The organism is Paraburkholderia sp. BL6669N2 (assembly GCF_003387275.1).
GTDB lineage: Bacteria > Pseudomonadota > Gammaproteobacteria > Burkholderiales > Burkholderiaceae > Paraburkholderia.
Map to the genome: position 1 here is coordinate 3,504,299 of NZ_QUNA01000001.1, position 18,105 is coordinate 3,522,403.

16 protein-coding genes and 1 pseudogene are annotated in these 18,105 nt (G+C 62.6%); 7 read left to right on the plus strand and 10 right to left on the minus strand.

Annotated elements, in window-relative coordinates:
• The 4 genes from B0G80_RS15980 to ada form a co-directional block, all read right to left on the minus strand.
• The gene (locus B0G80_RS15980) at window positions 1–501 is read right to left on the minus strand and encodes a hypothetical protein (protein ID WP_181919961.1); all 501 of its coding nucleotides are present in this window, start codon (window positions 499–501) and stop codon (window positions 1–3) included.
• Between the two features lie 212 nt (window positions 502–713).
• Window positions 714–2,330, minus strand: a complete 1,617-nt coding sequence (gshA, locus tag B0G80_RS15985; RefSeq protein ID WP_106284954.1) for a glutamate--cysteine ligase — start codon at window positions 2,328–2,330, stop codon at window positions 714–716.
• Window positions 2,331–2,677: 347 nt separating this feature from the next.
• On the minus strand, window positions 2,678–3,595 hold the full coding sequence (locus B0G80_RS15990; RefSeq protein ID WP_116118598.1) for a DNA-3-methyladenine glycosylase: 918 nt from the start codon (window positions 3,593–3,595) through the stop codon (window positions 2,678–2,680).
• On the minus strand, window positions 3,592–4,770 hold the full coding sequence (gene ada, locus B0G80_RS15995) for a bifunctional DNA-binding transcriptional regulator/O6-methylguanine-DNA methyltransferase Ada (RefSeq protein WP_116118599.1): 1,179 nt from the start codon (window positions 4,768–4,770) through the stop codon (window positions 3,592–3,594). The genes B0G80_RS15990 and ada overlap by 4 nt, the downstream gene beginning before the upstream one ends.
• 394 nt (window positions 4,771–5,164) lie before the next feature.
• On the opposite strand from ada, the gene B0G80_RS16000 reads away from it, so the two are divergent.
• The gene (locus B0G80_RS16000) at window positions 5,165–5,590 is read left to right on the plus strand and encodes a VOC family protein (protein WP_116118600.1); all 426 of its coding nucleotides are present in this window, start codon (window positions 5,165–5,167) and stop codon (window positions 5,588–5,590) included.
• A 32-nt stretch (window positions 5,591–5,622) separates the two neighbouring features.
• Here B0G80_RS16000 and B0G80_RS16005 read toward each other — a convergent pair whose 3' ends face one another.
• Together B0G80_RS16005 and B0G80_RS16010 are read right to left on the minus strand one after the other, a co-directional pair.
• Window positions 5,623–6,177 (minus strand): YaeQ family protein, encoded by a 555-nt coding sequence (locus tag B0G80_RS16005; protein WP_116119683.1) that lies wholly within the window; start codon window positions 6,175–6,177, stop codon window positions 5,623–5,625.
• 142 nt (window positions 6,178–6,319) lie between these two features.
• Window positions 6,320–7,297: a LysR family transcriptional regulator gene (locus tag B0G80_RS16010; protein WP_116118601.1), complete on the minus strand. Its 978-nt coding sequence runs from the start codon at window positions 7,295–7,297 to the stop codon at window positions 6,320–6,322.
• Window positions 7,298–7,486: 189 nt separating this feature from the next.
• On the opposite strand from B0G80_RS16010, the pseudogene B0G80_RS16015 reads away from it, so the two are divergent.
• The 5 genes and pseudogenes from B0G80_RS16015 (at window position 7,487) to B0G80_RS16035 (ending at window position 14,547) form a co-directional block, all read left to right on the plus strand.
• Window positions 7,487–8,934: pseudogene (locus B0G80_RS16015) on the plus strand (aldehyde dehydrogenase family protein).
• Between the two features lie 126 nt (window positions 8,935–9,060).
• Entirely contained in the window at window positions 9,061–10,065 is a 1,005-nt protein-coding gene (locus tag B0G80_RS16020) for an arabinose ABC transporter substrate-binding protein (protein ID WP_116118602.1), read from the plus strand.
• A gap of 85 nt (window positions 10,066–10,150) precedes the next feature.
• Window positions 10,151–11,698 (plus strand): L-arabinose ABC transporter ATP-binding protein AraG, encoded by a 1,548-nt coding sequence (gene araG, locus B0G80_RS16025; RefSeq protein WP_116118603.1) that lies wholly within the window; start codon window positions 10,151–10,153, stop codon window positions 11,696–11,698.
• A 71-nt stretch (window positions 11,699–11,769) separates the two neighbouring features.
• A complete protein-coding gene (gene araH / locus B0G80_RS16030) occupies window positions 11,770–12,774 on the plus strand; it encodes an L-arabinose ABC transporter permease AraH (protein ID WP_106284922.1) in 1,005 nt (334 codons plus the stop codon).
• Window positions 12,775–12,813: 39 nt separating this feature from the next.
• Window positions 12,814–14,547, plus strand: coding sequence for an IlvD/Edd family dehydratase (locus B0G80_RS16035; RefSeq protein WP_116118604.1), 1,734 nt, complete (start codon window positions 12,814–12,816; stop codon window positions 14,545–14,547).
• A 260-nt stretch (window positions 14,548–14,807) separates the two neighbouring features.
• Here the strand turns inward: B0G80_RS16035 and sap1 are convergent, their stop codons facing one another.
• Both sap1 and speG read right to left on the minus strand, forming a co-directional pair.
• Window positions 14,808–15,146 (minus strand): surface attachment protein Sap1, encoded by a 339-nt coding sequence (gene sap1 / locus B0G80_RS16040; protein WP_012434866.1) that lies wholly within the window; start codon window positions 15,144–15,146, stop codon window positions 14,808–14,810.
• Between the two features lie 453 nt (window positions 15,147–15,599).
• Window positions 15,600–16,142: a spermidine N1-acetyltransferase gene (gene speG / locus B0G80_RS16045; protein ID WP_116118605.1), complete on the minus strand. Its 543-nt coding sequence runs from the start codon at window positions 16,140–16,142 to the stop codon at window positions 15,600–15,602.
• Window positions 16,143–16,298: 156 nt separating this feature from the next.
• Between speG and B0G80_RS16050 the strand changes: the two genes are divergently transcribed.
• The gene (locus B0G80_RS16050) at window positions 16,299–16,574 is read left to right on the plus strand and encodes a hypothetical protein (protein ID WP_258878892.1); all 276 of its coding nucleotides are present in this window, start codon (window positions 16,299–16,301) and stop codon (window positions 16,572–16,574) included.
• 72 nt (window positions 16,575–16,646) lie between these two features.
• Here the strand turns inward: B0G80_RS16050 and B0G80_RS16055 are convergent, their stop codons facing one another.
• Together B0G80_RS16055 and B0G80_RS16060 are read right to left on the minus strand one after the other, a co-directional pair.
• Window positions 16,647–17,072, minus strand: coding sequence for an HIT family protein (locus tag B0G80_RS16055; protein ID WP_106284957.1), 426 nt, complete (start codon window positions 17,070–17,072; stop codon window positions 16,647–16,649).
• Window positions 17,073–17,140: 68 nt separating this feature from the next.
• Window positions 17,141–18,082, minus strand: coding sequence for a GlxA family transcriptional regulator (locus tag B0G80_RS16060; RefSeq protein WP_116118606.1), 942 nt, complete (start codon window positions 18,080–18,082; stop codon window positions 17,141–17,143).
• Window positions 18,083–18,105: the final 23 nt, after the last annotated feature.

Below are 18,105 nucleotides of genomic sequence, written 5' to 3' on the forward strand. Positions count from 1 at the left end.
TTATTGCGTGAGGGCTTCGCCGTTCGTCGCCGGGATCGATTGACCCTGCAGGGCATCCGGATGCGGCGCTGTCGGCGTGGCTTGCGGGGGTTTAGCGCCACTCTGCGGCGCGCCGGCCGCAGTGCCCCGCACGTATTGCTTGAAGTCGGCGCCGGCTTCCCACGGGTTCGGCTTGCAGCCCATCGAGCCGTCGCAATGCGCGGCGAAGCCGATCGTTGCCGTGCCGTCCGGATTCGCGGCGCGTGTGATCTGATACGCCAGCGCGCGCTTGCCGCCATCCGGGCCGGCGGTCTGAATCAACGCGTCGGTCGAGGCATCGATCTTGTATGTCGAATGGCTCGCCACCCACGCTTGCGCGCGTTGCCACCAGACATCGCATTCCGTTTTGTTCGAACACGTTAGCGGCGTGGTCGCGATCTGCATGACGTCCGGATCGACCTGCCCTTGCGTTGAACATCCCGCTGCCGCTACGCACAGCATGGCCAACAGACTTTTCTTCATCACGTTGAATCCTCCCTCTGTGGTGCGCGTCATGTCAGTTTGGACTACGGCGCGGGGACGGTGTTTCATCTGGATCAGAGAATCGTTAGAACGCGTGGAGTATTTGCCGATGACGTTCGAAACGCACCGCACTTTGCGTAGACGTTACCGGCGCGGAATAAAAAAAGCGGCCGTGTGGGCCGCTCTTTCGTCATGTCGCCTGCAAGCGTGATTCAGACGCTGAACCGGTTTAGCGTATACGCCCGATATGCAGCGACGAACGCGTCGAACGAACCGACTTCTTCCCGTTCGAGTTTGGCTTGCTCGGCAAGCGATTGCGCGGCGAGATCGGCGAAGGCCTGGGTCTGCTCCGCATCCAGCGGACGTGAGCGGAAATACGCGGCGTGCGCTTCGCTTTGTTCGAGACCGAATGCGAGGAAGCTCTGCTGCTTCTCGCGCATGGTCTGCAGCACGCGCGCCGACGGCGTCAGCGACGCGTCCGCCAGCTTCGCGCGTTGAACCGCGACGGCGCGGGCATGCGCATCGCCGCCATGCAACGTGTCGAGCGCGGCGGCGGCCGCGTCGATCTTGATGAGCAGTTCGTTCGCCCAGTCCGTCATCGCAACCGGTTGGCCGTCGCGCGCCAGTTCAAGGCCCGGCTTACGCCCTTCCATCGTTACGCGGCCGAAATTCTGATTGGCTTCGGCATAAGCATCTGGCGGTAACAGCGCGCTATCGTCGAGCGCGCAGACCAGCAGGTAAGCGTCGAGAAAGCGCGACGTTTCGAGCGAAATGCCGGTCGGCTCGAACGGGTCGATGTCCATGCAACGCACTTCCACGTATTGCACGCCGCGTGCCGCAAGTGCGTGCAGCGGACGCTCGCCTGGATGCGTGATGCGCTTCGGACGGATCGTCGAGTAAAACTCGTTTTCGATCTGCAGCACGTTCGTGTTGATCTGCACCCACTCGCCGTCGCGTTGCGTGCCGATTGCCTCGTACGCGGGGTACGGCTGGCTGACGGCTTTCGCGAGCGCGTCGAGGTAGCCCGGCAGCGTGTCGTAATCGGCGCGCAATTCGGCTTGCGCCGCGGTGTTCGAATAGCCGAGGTCGCTCATGCGCAAACTGGTTGCGTACGGACGATAGAGCGTGTCGGCGTCGAACGTGTCGAGCGTGTGTTTGCGATCGCGGAGGAAACGCCGATCCAGCGCCGGCGATGCGCCGAACAGATACATCAGCAGCCAGTTGGTGCGGCGGAAATTGCGGATCAACGCGAGATAGCGATCGGACTGGAAATCGACCGCGCTCGCGGTGGATTGCTGGTCCGCATGCAGCCGCCGCCACACTTCTTCGTTCAGCGAATAGTTGTAGTGAATGCCCGCAATGCACTGCATCGTGCGGCCGTAGCGGAGCGCGAGGCCGATGCGGTACACGTACTTCAGCTTGCCGATGTTTGAACTGCCATAGTTCGCGATCGGAATGCCGTCGTCGGTGTCGGGCAAGAGGCCCGGCATGGAGTTGTTCCACAGGATCTCGTCGCCGAGTTGTGCATAGACAAAACGGTGGAGCGTATCGAGCTTTTCGAGCGTGAGCGCGACGTCGTGCTCAGCCGGCGTGATCAGTTCGAGCAGCGCTTCGGAATAATCCGTGGTGAGCGACGGATGCGTGAGCGCCGAACCGAGCGCGCGCGGATGCGGCGTCAAGGCGAGCTTGCCCTCGTGCGTCACGCGTAGGCTTTCCTTTTCGATGCCGCGCAGGCCGCGTATCAGCGCGTCGCGCTGCGGGCCTGAGGTCAGCACGGACAGGCGGTGCGAGAGCGCGTCGGTCGTGCGGGAAGGTGTCGTGTTTGGCATTGATGCGAGTCGGGCGTTGTCGGCCGCCATGTGCCGCAGCACTGCGGTTGACAACGTTCGGCGGAATTTTCGGTAGCGGGCACTTTAACATCTCGCCAGAACGGCTGCTTGAGGCCGCTTCGGCGGGTCGCCGGAGCACTTCCGACCGCTTCTTTTTTGGGCCAATTTCACTGCTTTTTGCGCCAGTCCGTTGGCTTTGCCCGACGTCACTCTATCCGTCACGCGCCTCGCGCGCGATCCGCATTTCTTCTCCCCAAACCGCGCGATGCGTCGGCCGCCGTCGGCGACGCACCACGTCAACCGCCGGGAGCGATGCACCGCTTCAACGCCGGGCGTGACGCGCCGTTTCAGCCGCCACGTGCGGCGCCCGCGCGGTCCGCCACTTCATTCCACAGATGCATCGCCGCGTACGCACGCCACGGCCGCCATGTGTCGGTGCGGGCGCGCTGCTGCGTGGGCCGTACGAGCGACGGATCGCGCGCGCAGATCGACTGCATCAGCACGAGGTCCCATGCGGGCCATGCGTCGGCATCGCGCCATGCGCGCATGGCGACGTACTCGACGGTCCACGGACCGATGCCGGGCAGCGCGAGCAGCGCGGCGCGCAGGCTGCCGGTGTCGGCCGTGTTGCTGTCGAGCGGCACGTCGCCGGTGGCGACCGCGTGCGCGAAACCCTGCAATGCCGCTACACGTTTACCCGGCATGCCGATTTGCGCGAGATCCACAGCAGCCAGCGCAGCGGGCGTTGGGAAACGCCAGGCGGTGTCCTCATGCGGATGCCCCTCGATACGCTCGCCGGCGCGCTGCACCAGTCTGCCGATGATGGTGGTCGCCGCCTTCACGCTGACCTGCTGCCCGACGATTGCGCGCACCACAAGCTCGAACCCCGACCACGCGCCCGGCACACGCAAGCCAGGCACGGCTTCGACCAGCGGCGCGAGCCACGGATCAGCGGCGAGTTCTGCGCCGATCTTTTTCGGATCGGCATGCAGGTCGAACATCTTCGCAATCGGCGCGGCGAGCGCGTCGGCGTGACGGCTTACCGGCCCTTCCATGCTGGCGACGAGGCAACGCTTGCGCGGATGCAAACGCACGCTCAACGTGCCGCTGTCGCCGGCCCAATCGATCGCGCGGTGGTACGCGCCGTCTTCGACCGCTTCGACGCCGGGCGTCGCGCGTCCGCCGAAGAAACGCAGCAGGCGCGGCCAGTCGAAGGGTGATTTGAACGGCAATTCAAGGGTAGCGACTTCGTCGAGCGTACTCACGCGGCGTGGTCCAGTTTGGTGGTGGTTTCGGTGTCGATGTCGGCGTCGGCATGGACGCGCTGGTTGCGCTCGGTCTGGCCGTGCGGGAAGTCGCCGGCGTGTTGCGCCTCGTTGTCCAGCAGCGCGGCCTTGCGCGGCAAACCCCAGCGATAGCCCGCCAGCGCTCCGCCCTTGGCCACCACGCGATGACAAGGAATCGCCAGTGCCACCGGGTTCGTCGCGCAGGCGCTCGCTACAGCGCGCACGGCGCGAGGCGCGCCGACCGTTTCGGCAATCTGCGAATAGCTGCGCGTCTCACCGTACGGGATGCGCCGCAACGCGTCCCACACGCGCTGGCGGAATGCCGTCGCGGCGATATCCAGCGGCAGATCGAAGTCCTGACGGGTGCCGCGCAAATAGGCGTCGATCTGCGCGATGAACGGCGCCAGGTGTTCGGTATCTTCCAACACGTCGGCGTTGGCGAATTCGCCGCGCAGGTCGCTGGCGAGTACGGCTTTGTCGTCGCCGAAAGCGATCTTGCAGATGCCCTTCTCCGTCGCCGCGACCAGCACATAACCGAGCGAGGTCGGCGCGCTGGCGTAGCGAACGGTCAGTCCGGCACCCTTGCGGCGATACGCGGACGGCGCCATGCCCAGTTCCGCCGACGCACTGTCGTACATCCGCGACGGCGAGCCGAAGCCCGCGTCGAGCGTGGCGCGAGTGACGTCCGAGCCGCTCTGGAGGGCGTCGCGCAGCGCGGCTCCCCGCTGCGCGGCCTGATATTGACGCGGCGACACGCCCACCACCCGCTTGAAAAGACGCTGTAGATGAAACGGACTGACGTGCACGGCGTCGCTCAGTTGCGCGAGCGTGAGGCGCTCCTGCGGGTCGGCGTCCAGCGCGGCGCACGCGCGATTCACGATTTCCAGCTCGCGCGGCAGGCCGCCGGGCTGGCAGCGCTTGCAATCGCGAAAGCCCGCGGCGCGCGCGGCGGCGGCATCGGTGAAGAAAGCAACGTTCTCACGGCGCGGCAGGCGCGACGCGCACGACGGACGGCAGAACACGCCGGTCGTTTTGACGGCGTAGAAGAACGCGCCATCGGCTCGCGATTCGCGGTGGGTGACGGCTTGCCAGCGCGCGTCGTCGGAAGTCCAGTGGCTGACGCTGGAGGCGGTATCGGTAGATTTGCGGTTCATGATGGTCCCGAAGAGACGGTGTCGATGCTCACCAATGTAGGCCGCATGCCGACACACTACGCTCCGGTTCTTGCTCTGTCATTGCGCTTCTTCGTAGACCCAAAGCCCCGCCGGGCGTCCGTTTAACGGAAAACTGCGACAATTTGGCACGATATCGGGTTTTCCCTTAAAAAGTTATTGCGTCGCACCAGGCCGATGTGTATATTAGTACTTGTCTCCTCCATGTCTCCTCCTGATATGGATTCAGCCCGCTCCACATAGAGCGGGCTTTTTTTCGTCCATACGGTCCTGATCCCGCCCTTAAGGCGGACTTCACGACCTGCGCTCGCAGCGCCGCCCTTTCTTCTACACTGGCAATTCACGCGTTCTGCGAACCAGCCAAGGGGCGTTCCACATGAAAATCCACATTCGCGAGATCGACCACGTTGTCATTCGGGCGACGAACGTCGAGGCCATGGCGCGTTTCTATTGCGACGTGCTCGGCTGTAGCGTCGAGAAGGAGCAGCGCGATCTGGGCCTGACGCAGTTACGCGCGGGCCGTTCGCTGATCGATCTGTTGCAGGTGGGCGCCAAACTCGATCACGCCGAAAACGGCGTGCCGGGCACTGGGCGGAATATGGATCACGTGTGCTTGCGCATCGATCCGTTCGACGCTGAAGCGCTCAAGGCGCATCTGGTCGAACACGGCGCGCGGCTGGGTGAACTGGCGCAGCGCTATGGCGCGGACGGCTATGGGCAGTCGCTGTATCTGTTCGACCCGGAAGGCAACATGGTCGAACTGAAAGGCCCGCCGGAAGCGGCGCACGTGACGTCGCTATAAGTTATCGGCAAGCTCGTAAAGGCTTCGAAGCGTCAAGCGTTGGCGGGCGCCTTAAGCACCGTCCATTCGATTTTCACCGCATCGGCATCGGCGCTGCCAAGCCATGCTTCGCCGTCCTGCACGGTGCATTGCAGCCGCATGGTCCGTTCGGCTAGCGAGCCGAGGGCAGTGGCGACGTCTTCGCCGAGCGTCCAAACCGTCACGTTGCGCATGCGCTCAACCTTGTTGCGCACGCCCTGCCACCAGATGTCCGACGCGCGGCCGCCGTAGGCGATCACGATCACCGCGTTCGAGCGGCCGCTCGCCTTGGCGATACGCCGTTCATCCGGCTGGCCGACTTCGATCCAGGTGTCGATTGCGCCGGTCAGATCTTTTTCCCACAGATCCGGCTCGTCCACATCCGATAAACCTTTGCAGAATTCAAGCCGTTCCTGCGCGAACAGCGCGAACGCGGCGACCCGAACCATCATCCGTTCGTCGGTTTCCGAGGGATGGCGGGCGATCGTCAGCGAATGGTCGGCGTAGTAATGCCGGTCCATGTTGGCGATCTGCAGTTCCGCCTTGTAAATCGTCGATTTGAGAGCCATGCCGTTGCTAAACCAGGCGCTCGCTCCGCCGGAGCGAACTGAAAAAGAGTCGTCGACGGCGCGTTGCCGTTTTCCGTGTTTGTTGTACATCTTCTGTCCCTCCCGCGCCGCCAGCCGGCTGTCGTGACCACGGGAGAAGCATTTATCGCGCCACTGTTGGCTCGAAAGCGGTGCCATACACCTCGCCAGCGGCTTCCCGCAAGGCTTCCAGCACAACCGAGGCCGCCGGCGAAAGCAGGTGTGACTGGCGCGTGATGATACCGAATGTATCCATCCTGCACGGTAAATCGATCGGTATCCGCTTCAGAACGCCATACTGTTGGTACTGACGCGCCACTTCGTCGGGTAAAACAGCCAACATGTCGCTTTGGAGCAGCAGGCTCGAAATCGCTAGAAAATTGTTGGTATTGACCACGTTTTGCGGCGGATTCAACCCGATTTGCGAAAACATCAGATCAAATCGATGGCGCAAAACGCTGCCCGGAGGATGTAAAACCCAGCTGGCATTGACGATTCCGCGCAGTGTCAAACCTGTCTCATTTTCGAGATGATGGCCGGGACGCGCCACCACGCAAAGCGGCTCGTCGGCGAGCGGTTCGTAGCGAACTTCAGTCTTGAACTGATTCTGCCGCTCCAGTACGCGGCCGATCATGATGTCCAGTTCGCCTTCCGCCAGTCGCGGCAGCATCACATCCGAAGTTTCGACCTCTGCCCAGATTTGCAGTTGCGGATAGCGTTCCTTCACACTGGCAATCGCCCGCGGCACCATGGTCGCCGCGGCCGCCGCGATCACGCCGATCCGCACTTGCCCCGCCAGCCCCGCGCGCAACGCCGAGATTTCGTCGTGCGCATGGCTCAGGTTCGACAGCACCATGCGCGCATGACGGATCATCACCTCGCCGTACAGCGTGGCATGCATGCCGTGCGGCGTGCGGTCGAACAGGCTCACTTCCAGCATGTCCTCGAGCTCTTTGAGCAGTCGCGACGCCGCGGGCTGGGTCATGCCGAGCACGTCGGCGGCGCGCCGGACGTTGCCTTCCTCTTCCATTGCCGCGAGCAATAGTAGTTGCCGCGTTTTGAGCCGCGCCCGCACGAACCAGTTCGAGTAGCTACGCGTCATGGTCTGTCTCCAGCCTGTTTCCGATGAGGCGGCTCGAAACCACGAACCGCGAGCTCCGCCAAGGCAAGGCTCCATCATGCCATACCGGAATTGATATCGGGATAGCCTAAAAAGGGATTGGAAAGTTATTGGGACGGCTCATACCATTCGTGGACTTTCTGAGCTTCCTATCTGGCGCCTTCCCCGTCGATGAACCGCGATCCGCTCGTCCCACTCGTTGCAAGCCCGTTTCGCCACTACATCAATGGCGGATGGGAGACGGGCGCGACCACGGGCGTCTCGCTCAATCCGTCGGACCTGGACGATCCGGTCGGCGAATATGTGCGAGCCGACGTGCGACAAACCGATATGGCCATCGAGGCCGCGCATGCAGCCTTCGGCGAATGGTCGCTTGGTTCGGCGCAGCGTCGCGCGGATGCGCTCGACGCCATCGGCAGCGAGATGCTCGCGCGCCGCGACGAACTGGGCCGGCTGCTGGCGCGTGAAGTCGGCAAAACGCTGCCCGACGCTTTGGTCGAGGCGACGCGTGCCGGGCAGACCTTCAAACTCTGCGCGGCGGAAGCCTTGCGTGTCTTCGCCGAACCCGTCGCGTCGACGCGTGCCGGCGTCGAGATCGACGTAACGCGCGAACCGCTCGGCGTGGTCGGCGTCATCGCTCCATGGAGCGCGCCGCTGGCGATTGCCGCGGCGAAGATCGGCGCCGCGCTCGCTCATGGCAATTGCGTCGTCTTCAAACCGGCCGAATCGACACCGGCTTGCGCGGCGGCGCTGGCCTCGATCATCAGCCGCGCCGGCTTGCCCGCGGGCGTGTTCAACCTCGTGATGGGCAGCGGCCGTCAGGTCGGCGCGCGGATTGCCGCGCATCCGCTGACGGCGGCCGTTAGCTTCACCGGTTCGGCGGAAACCGGCACGCGCGTGCTGCAAGCCGCCGTCGCCCGGCAGGCGCGCGTGCAACTTGAGATGGGCGGCAAGAATCCCTTCGTCGTATTGGCCGACGCCGATCTGGAAGGTGCCGTCGAAGCCGCCTTGAGCGGCGCCTATGGCTCGACGGGCCAGCGCAGCACCGCGGCGGCGCGGCTGATTGTCGAAGGCGCGGTGTTTGAACCGTTCGTGGACGCATTGCAGGCGAAGCTCGCGAGACTCTCGATCGATCATGCCCTGAAGCACGGCACGGACATCGGTCCCGTGGCCAACGCCGCGCAGTTGGAGCGCAATCTCGACTATGTGCGCATCGGCCAGCAGGAAGGCGCGCAATTGCTGCACGGTGGCCGCCGACTGGAGCGCGCGACACGCGGCTATTTTTTCGAACCGGCGCTCTTCATCGGCGAACCGGAACATCGTGTCGCGCGGGAGGAAATCTTCGGCCCCGTCGCCGTCGTGCTGCGCGCGGACGACTACGATCACGCGCTGCATCTCGCGAACGACACCGCTTACGGTCTGTGCGCCGGCATTTGCACGCGCTCGCTCAATCGCGCGCGGCATTTCCGCCGTCATGTGCATAGCGGCCTTGTCACGATCAATCTGCCGACAAGGCCGTCGAGCGTCACGCGCCCGGCGGCGGCCGCAAAGCGTCCGCTTATGGCGCAACGGACGCGGCCTTCTGGAGCGCCGTGAAAACGGCGTACGTGGCGGGCTGATGGTCATGCGATCGCTTCACGTCACCATGCATTCCAACGTCCATCCGCGTCCCCGCTGACGCCGCCGTGTATCAACCGCTGCAATCAAATAAATCAACGCAGCTTTTTCAACTTCAGGAGACAGATATGACCAGCAAGCTTCGCCGTTTGACGCTAACCGCAATGGCTGCCGCCGCCCTCGCCGCGCCTTTTGCCATGCAGCTTTCCGCACACGCGGACGCGCCGCTCAAAGTCGGCTTCCTCGTGAAGATGCCGGAACAGGCATGGTTCATCAACGAACAGAAAGCCGCTAGCGCGCTCGGCCAGAAGGACGGCTTCTCGGTGGTGAACATCGGCACGCCGGACGGTGAAAAAGTGCTGGCCGCGATCGACAACCTCGGCGCGCAAGGCGCCAAAGGCTTCGTGATCTGCGCACCCGACGTGCGTCTCGGACCGGCAATCCAGGCGCGCGCCAAGCGCTACAACATGAAGTTCGTCACCGTCGACGATCAACTGGTCGACTCGACCGGCAAGCCGCTGGCGAACGTGCCGCATCTGGGCATGTCCGCGTTCAAGATCGGCAATCAGGTCGGCACCGCTATTGCCGAAGAGATGAAGCGCCGCGGCTGGAAGCCGGAAGAAGTCGGCGCGCTGCGCATCACGAACTACGAATTGCCGACCGCGAAACTGCGTACCGACGGCGCGACACAATCGCTTATCGCCGGCGGCTTCAAGAAGGAAAACATCTTCGACGCCCCGCAAAAGACGACCGATGACGAAGGCGGCTTCAACGCGTCGTCGCCGGTGCTCGCGCAGCATCCGAACATCAAGAAGTGGGTGATCTTCGCGCTCAATGAGGAAAGCGTGCTGGGCGGCGTACGCGCGACCGAGCAGTTGCATATTCCGGCTGCGGACGTGATCGGCGTCGGCATCAACGGCGCGGGCGAAGCGTTCGCCGAATTCCAGAAGAAGGAACCGACGGGCTTTTACGGCACGATCGCCGTGAGCTCGACGATGCACGGCAAGGAAAGCACGGAGAACCTCGTCGAGTGGATCAAGGACGGTAAGCAGCCGCCCGCCGATACGCAGACCACCGGCAAGCTGATGGTGCGCAGCAACTGGCAGGACGTGCGCAAAGAACTCGGTATTTAAGCGGGATTCGAGTTTGCACGCTGCGGGCCATCTCGCTCACGCGAGAGCGGCCCGCATAGGTTGTTCACCAGCTTGAGGTTTTTTGATGACGTCCCCATACATCGATCCCCACACCGCCGAAGCGGCGCCCTCGCCCGCGCTCGCGTCCACCGAGCCGTATCTGCGGCTCGACGGGATCACCGTGCGCTTTCCCGGCGTGCTCGCGCTCGACCAGGTGTCGCTCGACGTGCGGCGCGGCGAAGTGCATGGCTTGATGGGCGAGAACGGCGCCGGCAAATCGACGCTGCTCAAGGTGTTGTCCGGCGTGAATCAGCCGGCGGCGGGCACCTTGTCGCTCGATGGCGTCGAACAGCAATTCATCACGACCAAGGCCGCGATTGCCGCGGGCGTGGCAATCATCTATCAGGAACTGCATCTCGTGCCGGAACTGACGGTTGCGGAAAACCTGATGCTCGGCGCCCTGCCCAATCGTTTCGGGGTACTGGAAGAAAAAGCGCTGGTGGCGCGCGCTGTCCGCGAGCTGGAACGGCTCGGCGAAAAGATCGATCCGTCGCAGCAAGTGAAGAATCTCTCGATCGGCCAGCGGCAAATGATCGAAATCGGCAAGGCGCTGATGCGCGACGCGCGCGTGATCGCGTTCGACGAACCGACCAGTTCGCTGTCCTCGCGTGAGACGACGCAACTGTTCCGGATCATCCGTGCATTGAAGGCCGAAGGCCGCGCGATCATCTACGTCACGCATCGGATGGATGAAGTCTACGAACTGTGCGATCGCGTGACGGTGTTTCGCGATGGCCGCCGCATCGATACGTTCGAAGCGGGCGAAGGACTGGACCGTGATCGCCTGATCAGCTGCATGGTGGGCCGTTCGATCGCCGACGTGTACGGCTATCGCTCGCGCGACCTCGGCGACGTGCAACTCGACGTCAAGGAATTGATGGGACGCGGCCTGCGTGAACCGGCATCTTTCACGGCACGCAAAGGCGAAATCGTCGGCTTTTTCGGACTCGTAGGCGCGGGGCGGTCAGAGTTGATGAAGCTCATCTACGGCGCGGTCAAACCCGCAGCCGGCGAGATCACGCTCAAAGGCAAGCGCGTGCGTTTTGCCACGCCGCGCGACGCCGTGCGCGCGGGCGTCGCGCTCTGTCCGGAAGATCGCAAGCAGGAAGGCATCGTTTCGATCGCGTCGGTATCGGACAACCTCAACATCAGCTGCCGACGCCATTTCAGCCGCTTCAACGTGCTCAACGGGCGCAAGGAAGCGCAGACCGCCAAAGAGTTCATCGGCAAGCTTGCGATCAAAACGCGTAATGGCGACACGCCGATCGGCACGCTCTCCGGCGGCAATCAGCAGAAGGTGATTCTGTCGCGCTGGCTCGCCGAAGACATCGACGTGTTCCTGATGGACGAACCCACGCGCGGCATCGACGTCGGCGCGCGCAGCGAGATTTATGGGCTGCTGTATGGGCTCGCCGAAGCGGGCCGCACGGTGATCGTCGTGTCGAGCGATCTCGCCGAAGTGATCGGCGTGGCGGACCGCGTGATCGTGATGAAGGAAGGCCGCATCGTTGGCGATCTGCCTAAGGCGCAGGCCACGCCGGATGCGCTCATCAAGCTCGCCCTGCCCCGCTGACCTTAGCCGCATACGCACGAGAACACGAAGCCAACTGAATCGAATCGCGTCATAGAAACGGAATAAACACCATGCAGACACCCTCAACCGATTCCTCGACCCCAGCCGTCGCCTCAGCGGGCCTGAGCGCGCGAGCCGCGCGCACCTGGGACCTGATCAACAAGTCCGGCATCGTGATGGTGTTCGTGATTCTGTTCGCGGCTTTGTCGTTCACCGTGCCGGATTTTCTAAGCTCGCGAAACATCCAGGGCTTGCTGCTCTCCGTCACGCTGATCGGCTCGATCTCCGTGACGATGATGTTCGTGCTTGCGCTCGGCGAAGTCGATCTGTCGGTGGCGTCGATCGTCGCGTTCGCGGGCGTGGTGGCGTCCACCTTGATCACCGCGACCCATAGCGTGATGCTCGGCGTCGCGGCCGGCGTGCTCGCGGGCGGCGCGGTCGGACTCGTCAACGGCGTGCTGGTTGCGCGCTACAAGATCAACTCGCTGATCGTCACGCTGGCCATGATGGAGGTCGTGCGCGGCCTCGCCTACATCACCTCGAATGGCGACGCCGTGATGATTTCCGAAGAGCGTTTCTTCGACCTCGGCGGCGGCGCGTTCCTCGGCATTTCGTATCCGATCTGGAGCAACATCGTCGGCTTCGTGCTGTTCGGCTTTTTGCTGAAGAAAACCGTGTTCGGCAAGAACGTGCTGGCCGTCGGCGGCAATAGCGAGGCAGCGTTGCTGGCGGGCTTGCCGGTGACGCGGATCAAGATCACAGTGTTCGTATTGCAGGGCCTCGTCACCGGATTTGCAGGCGTGATGCTTGCGTCGCGTATGAGTCTGGGAGATCCGAAGACGTCTGTCGGTCTCGAACTCGGCGTGATTTCCGCGTGCGTGCTCGGCGGCGTCTCGCTCACGGGCGGCGTCGCGACGATTTCCGGCGTGCTGGTCGGCGTGCTGATCATGGGCTCGGTGCAGGACGCCATGAGCCTGCTCAACGTGCCGACCTTTTACCAATACCTGATTCGCGGCGGGATTCTGCTGCTCGCGGTGCTGTTCGATCAGTTCCGCCGCAGCAAGCGCGTGCACTGACGCGCGCCCCGCCCCCCACGTTTGCCAACAGGAGATTTCATGGCTGATTCGAACCAGACTAAAAAGCCGCTACGCAGCCAGGCGTGGTTTGGCCTCAAGGACCGCGACGGTTTTCTACATCGCTCGTGGATGAAAAACCAGGGCATCCCGCACGACGAATTCGACGGGCGCCCGGTGATCGGCATTTGCAATACGTGGTCGGAACTGACGCCGTGCAACGCGCATTTTCGCGAACTCGCGGAGTACGTGAAAAAAGGCGTGCACGAAGCGGGCGGTTTGCCGCTCGAGTTTCCGGTGATGTCGCTTGGCGAGACCAATTTGCGGCCTACCGCGATGCTGTTTCGCAACCTCGCCTCCATGGACGTCGAGGAGTCGATTCGCGGCAATCCCATGGACGGCGTGATTCTGCTGGTTGGCTGCGACAAGACCACGCCCGCGTTGCTGATGGGCGCGGCGTCGTGCAATCTGCCCGCGCTGGCCGTTTCCGGCGGCCCGATGCTCAATGGCCGGTTTCGCGGCAAGAACATCGGCTCCGGCACGGGCGTCTGGCAGATGTCCGAGGAAGTGCGCGCCGGCACGATGACGCAGGAAGAATTCACCGAAGCCGAGTCGTGCATGAACCGCTCGCGCGGCCACTGCATGACCATGGGCACGGCGTCGACCATGGCCTCGATGGTCGAATCGCTCGGCATGGGCTTGCCGCACAACGCGGCGATTCCCGCGGTCGATGCGCGCCGCCAGGTTCTCGCACATCTCGCGGGCCGACGCATCGTCGACATGGTCCGCGAGGATCTGACCATGGACAAGATCCTCACGCGCCAGGCCTTTGAAAACGCGATCCGCACGAATGCGGCGATCGGCGGCTCGACCAATGCGGTCGTCCATCTGATCGCGCTGGCCAAGCGCATTGGCGTGGAGTTGTCGCTTGAAGACTGGGAGCTGGGTTCGAATGTGCCGTGTCTCGTGAACCTGCAACCGTCCGGCGAATATCTGATGGAGGACTTTTACTACGCGGGCGGTTTGCCGGCGGTGTTGAAGCAACTCGGCGAACAAGGCCTGCTGCATCGCGATGCGCTGACCGTGAACGGCAAGACCATCTGGGACAACGTGCGCAACGCGCCGAATCACGACGAGAAAGTCATCACGATGTTCGCCGAACCGTTCAAGCCGAAGGCCGGCATCGCGGTGCTCAAGGGCAACCTTGCGCCGAATGGCGCTGTGATCAAGCCGTCGGCGGCCACTGCGGCGTTGCTCAAGCATCGCGGGCGCGCAGTGGTGTTCGAGAACATCGAGGAATTGCACGCGAAGATCGATGACGAGTCGCTCGACATCGACGAGCATTGCATCATGGTTCTAAAAGGCGCGGGCCCGAAGGGTTACCCGGGCTTTGCGGAAGTCGGCAATATGCCGCTGCCGAAAAAGGTGCTGCAAAAGGGCATCACCGACATGGTCCGCATCTCGGACGGCCGCATGAGCGGTACGGCATACGGCTCGGTGGTGCTGCATGTGTCGCCGGAAGCGGCGGCGGGCGGCCCGCTCGCGTTCGTGCAGACCGGCGACATGATCGAACTGGACGTCGAAGCACGCCGCTTGCATCTCGACGTCACCGACGAAGAGCTCGCGCGCCGCCGCGCCGCATGGAAGGCGCCCGAGGCGCCCAAACGCGGCTATTACAAGCTCTACGTCGAACACGTGCTGCAAGCGGATCAGGGCGCGGATCTCGACTTCCTGGTCGGATCGAGCGGCGCGCCGGTGCCACGCGATTCACATTGACCGGCGCGTTATGAGCTGACGGTTGTTCCCTGCGCTTTGCGAGAAGGCGTACTGCCGATGCGGATTCAGACGATCCGCATCGGCTTTTTTCTGTCCATTCGAAAGCGGGGATAAAGCGTGCAAATAAAATCGGCCGGGCATTAATGCCCAGCCGATTTTTAACTCACAGGTTCACCACCTCCGGCTTATCGAGTCAGAGGACGGAGGCGCACGCGTGCAAAATCACATTCCGGCATATCGCCGGAATGAACGCGCTCAGCCTATTGCTTGATGAACCGATCGTTTGCCCATAGGCCTTGCGTATCGCTATTACCCGAATTCACGAATTCGATGTCGTGGCCAACTACGCGGACGACGCGGAAACTCGAGTTTTCCGGTGTCGAAACACACTGGTATCCGGAGAAAAATTCCTGCATCTTTTGCTGTTCACCAGCTTGCGCATGCTGGTCGGCGGCGTCGAGTTTATCCTTCGACAGGCAGCCATATGCGTTGGCCTTGAACTGGATAGTCTGCTGCGGCTTGATCATGACGTCTTGCGCCTGAACGGTAGCGGCGGCCAATCCCGCAATGGCGAAAACAACGGCGATTCGCATTTTCATATTTTCCTCCGGTGCGGGTGGATACTCAGGTTAGCTATGTATTTAACTTTAACTTTGAACCCGCATCTTGCACTTTAGGAGAACGCGAGAGAACGACAAGCACATCTCGTGTGCGGTCGCAACAGCGGCGAATTGTCGCACCTTCTCTGGTGCCTGCCTGATCGTTGAGCACCGGCCTAAATAGCGTTGATTACGATGGATAACTAAACGCCTGGCAGGGCACGCCGCTTTCACCAGTAACGCTTTGCGGCACGTATTCGCGTAAACGAGCAGCCGCATTTAAATGATTTGCGAAAGTTAGTCAAAAGACTTGGTGCATTGCACACAAAGTCATTCAACCGACTAAACGGAAATTACAAAATAACGGTGTATTTGCAGAAGATAAACGGTGCCAGGCGAGAAAGCAGGGCGCGCGGCGCCTGCGTTATTCGGCGGCGCTGCGCGGTCGCAACGTCACTCGACGCGCCGATTGGCCTCGAAAAACTCGGACTGGAACATGCACATACGCAAGGCGTTGTGATAGGTGCCGTTGCCAAAAAATTCCTCGATCAGTTCGGCCTCGTGCCTGAAGCCGCACTTTTCGTAGACGTGGATCGCCGCGGTATTCGACTTGTCGACGATTAAGTAGACCTTGCGCAGATTTAGCACGGAAAACGCATAGTCCGTGGCGAGCTGGGTGGCAAGCGTGGCGTAGCCGCGGCCCTGCGCATGCGGCGCGATGATGATCTGAAACTCGCCGCGTCGATGAATGTAGTCCAGCTCGATCAGCTCGACCACGCCGACGGACTGCCCCTCGTTGTCGATCGCCACAAAGCGCCGTTCGCGCAAGTCGTGCACGTGCTGGTCGTAAAGTTGGGTCAGTTCGGAAAAGGTTTCGTACGGCTCCTCGAACCAGTAACGCATGATTTTCGCGTTGTTGTTCACTTCGTGGACGAAGCGCAGATCGGTGCGCTCGAGCGGGCGCAAGGTGAGGTCGCTGCTGCGTTCAGTCGTCATTGGATTCCCCTTGAGAATTATTGGTTTGCTTTCCGGTTAGTCAGGACCAGGGGGCAGGGAGTTCTTACACGCGCTCGCACGCCGTCGACACTTTTTCGGTAAGTCAGGCGTCAAGTGGATCCGGCGAGACCACGGCGTCGCGGTGTCGCAGGTCCGGTGTCCGGTTCGATCGCGACGATTATGAGGCGCGGCACGGTACAGGTACGCGCGGTGCTCTACAATGAAATCATGCTCCTGCGATCGGAGGCCACCGTGATCGAGCACTTGATATTGGGCGTTTTTCTGGTCATTCCGCTGCTCATCGTCGCTTTTCTTTTCTCCGACGAGCTGTGGCAAGAACACCGCCATCTGCACGAGATGCGGCCCATGCATGTGAGGCCGCGCCGCATCGACTGGCGGCATCCGCTGCGCCGCTCGCGGGATCGTCTGTAACGGCGGTTTCGGCCGCTTTTACCCATGTTACGGCGCATAAGCTAACCGTGCGGACGACGAGGCGAGTCTCCCTCAGTCTGCACGCCAGTGCGAGCGGATGCGTTTGGCGAGCGCTTCGAGCGTGTCCGCGTCGGCTACATCGCGCGCGTGCATTCGCAGCGGCTGACCTTCCCAGCGCGGGATCACATGAAAGTGGACATGCGGCACCGTTTGTCCCGCAGCTGCGCCATTGAATTGTCCGATGAACACGCCGTCCGGCCGCAACGCCGCGCGAACCGCTATCGCGAGCTTCTGCGTCATGCGCATGCACGCGACCGTCGAGGCATCCGACAACTCGAAAATCTCCGCGGCGGCTTCCTTCGGCACCACCAGCAGATGGCCGTCGGCTTGCGGCATCAAGTCCATGAAGGCGAGGGCGGCATCGGTTTCGGCCACCTTGATGCAGGGTAGTTCGCCGCGCAGAATCCTTGCGAAGGGATTGCTGTCGTCGTAGTTCATCGCGTTCCTCTTATCGTGGAAGGTCATATCGGTTAAAGCGCCATCGCCGGTATTGTCCCTCGCCTGTGTTACAGCACGCCCACACGCGCCGCGCGTTTGATCGCCTGCGGCGGTTGGCCAAAGGCGCGCAGAAAGGCGCGCCGCATCCGTTCGGTATCGACGAAACCCGTCTCCGCCGCTACCGCCTCCATGGAATGGCGGCCCGCTTCCAGCATGGCGCGCGCGGCCTCGACGCGCAATGCCCCGATGGCTTTGGCCGGCGATTGGCGGGTTTCTTCGCGAAACGCGCGGCTGAACTGGCGTGGGCTGAGATTCGCGACGTCGGCGAGTTGCTCGACCGTCAATGGTTCTCGCAGATGGCTTTTAGCGTACGAGAGCGCGTTCTGAATGCGGTCGGATTTCGGCTCCAGGTCCAGCATGGCCGAAAACTGGGACTGGCCGCCGGTACGGCGATGGTACACAACGAGCTTTTTGGCGATCGCGCGTGACACTTCCGCGCCGAGATCGTTTTCAACGAGCGCCAGACACAGATCGATGCACGCGGTCATGCCGGCTGACGTCCATACCGAACCGTCGACGATAAAGATGCGGTCTTCATCCACGCGCGTCTGCGGAAAGCGTTGTTGCAGATCGCGGGCGTGAAACCAGTGGGTGGTCGCGTGGCGGCCGTCGAGAATCCCGGCCTCGGCCAGCACGAACGCGCCCGTGCAAATGCTCGTGGTGCGCCGCGCCGCGCCGAGCACCTCGTGCAGAAACGCCAGCAATCCCGGCGACGACGGCGCGATCTCCATCGCGCCGGTAACCACTACGGTGTCGTATGCCGGGTCGCCGAACGGCCGGGTGGCGATCTCCACGCCCGCCGAGCTGCGCACCATGCCGCCATGCTCGGAAATGATCTCCACCTCGTACTCAGGTTGGCCGGCCTCCAGGTTGGCCAGTTCGAAGATCGAGACCGCCACCATATCGAGAATCTGGAAGCCGGGAAAAACCACCACGCCGACATGTCTCATCGTAATGTCCTAAAACGAGGTAA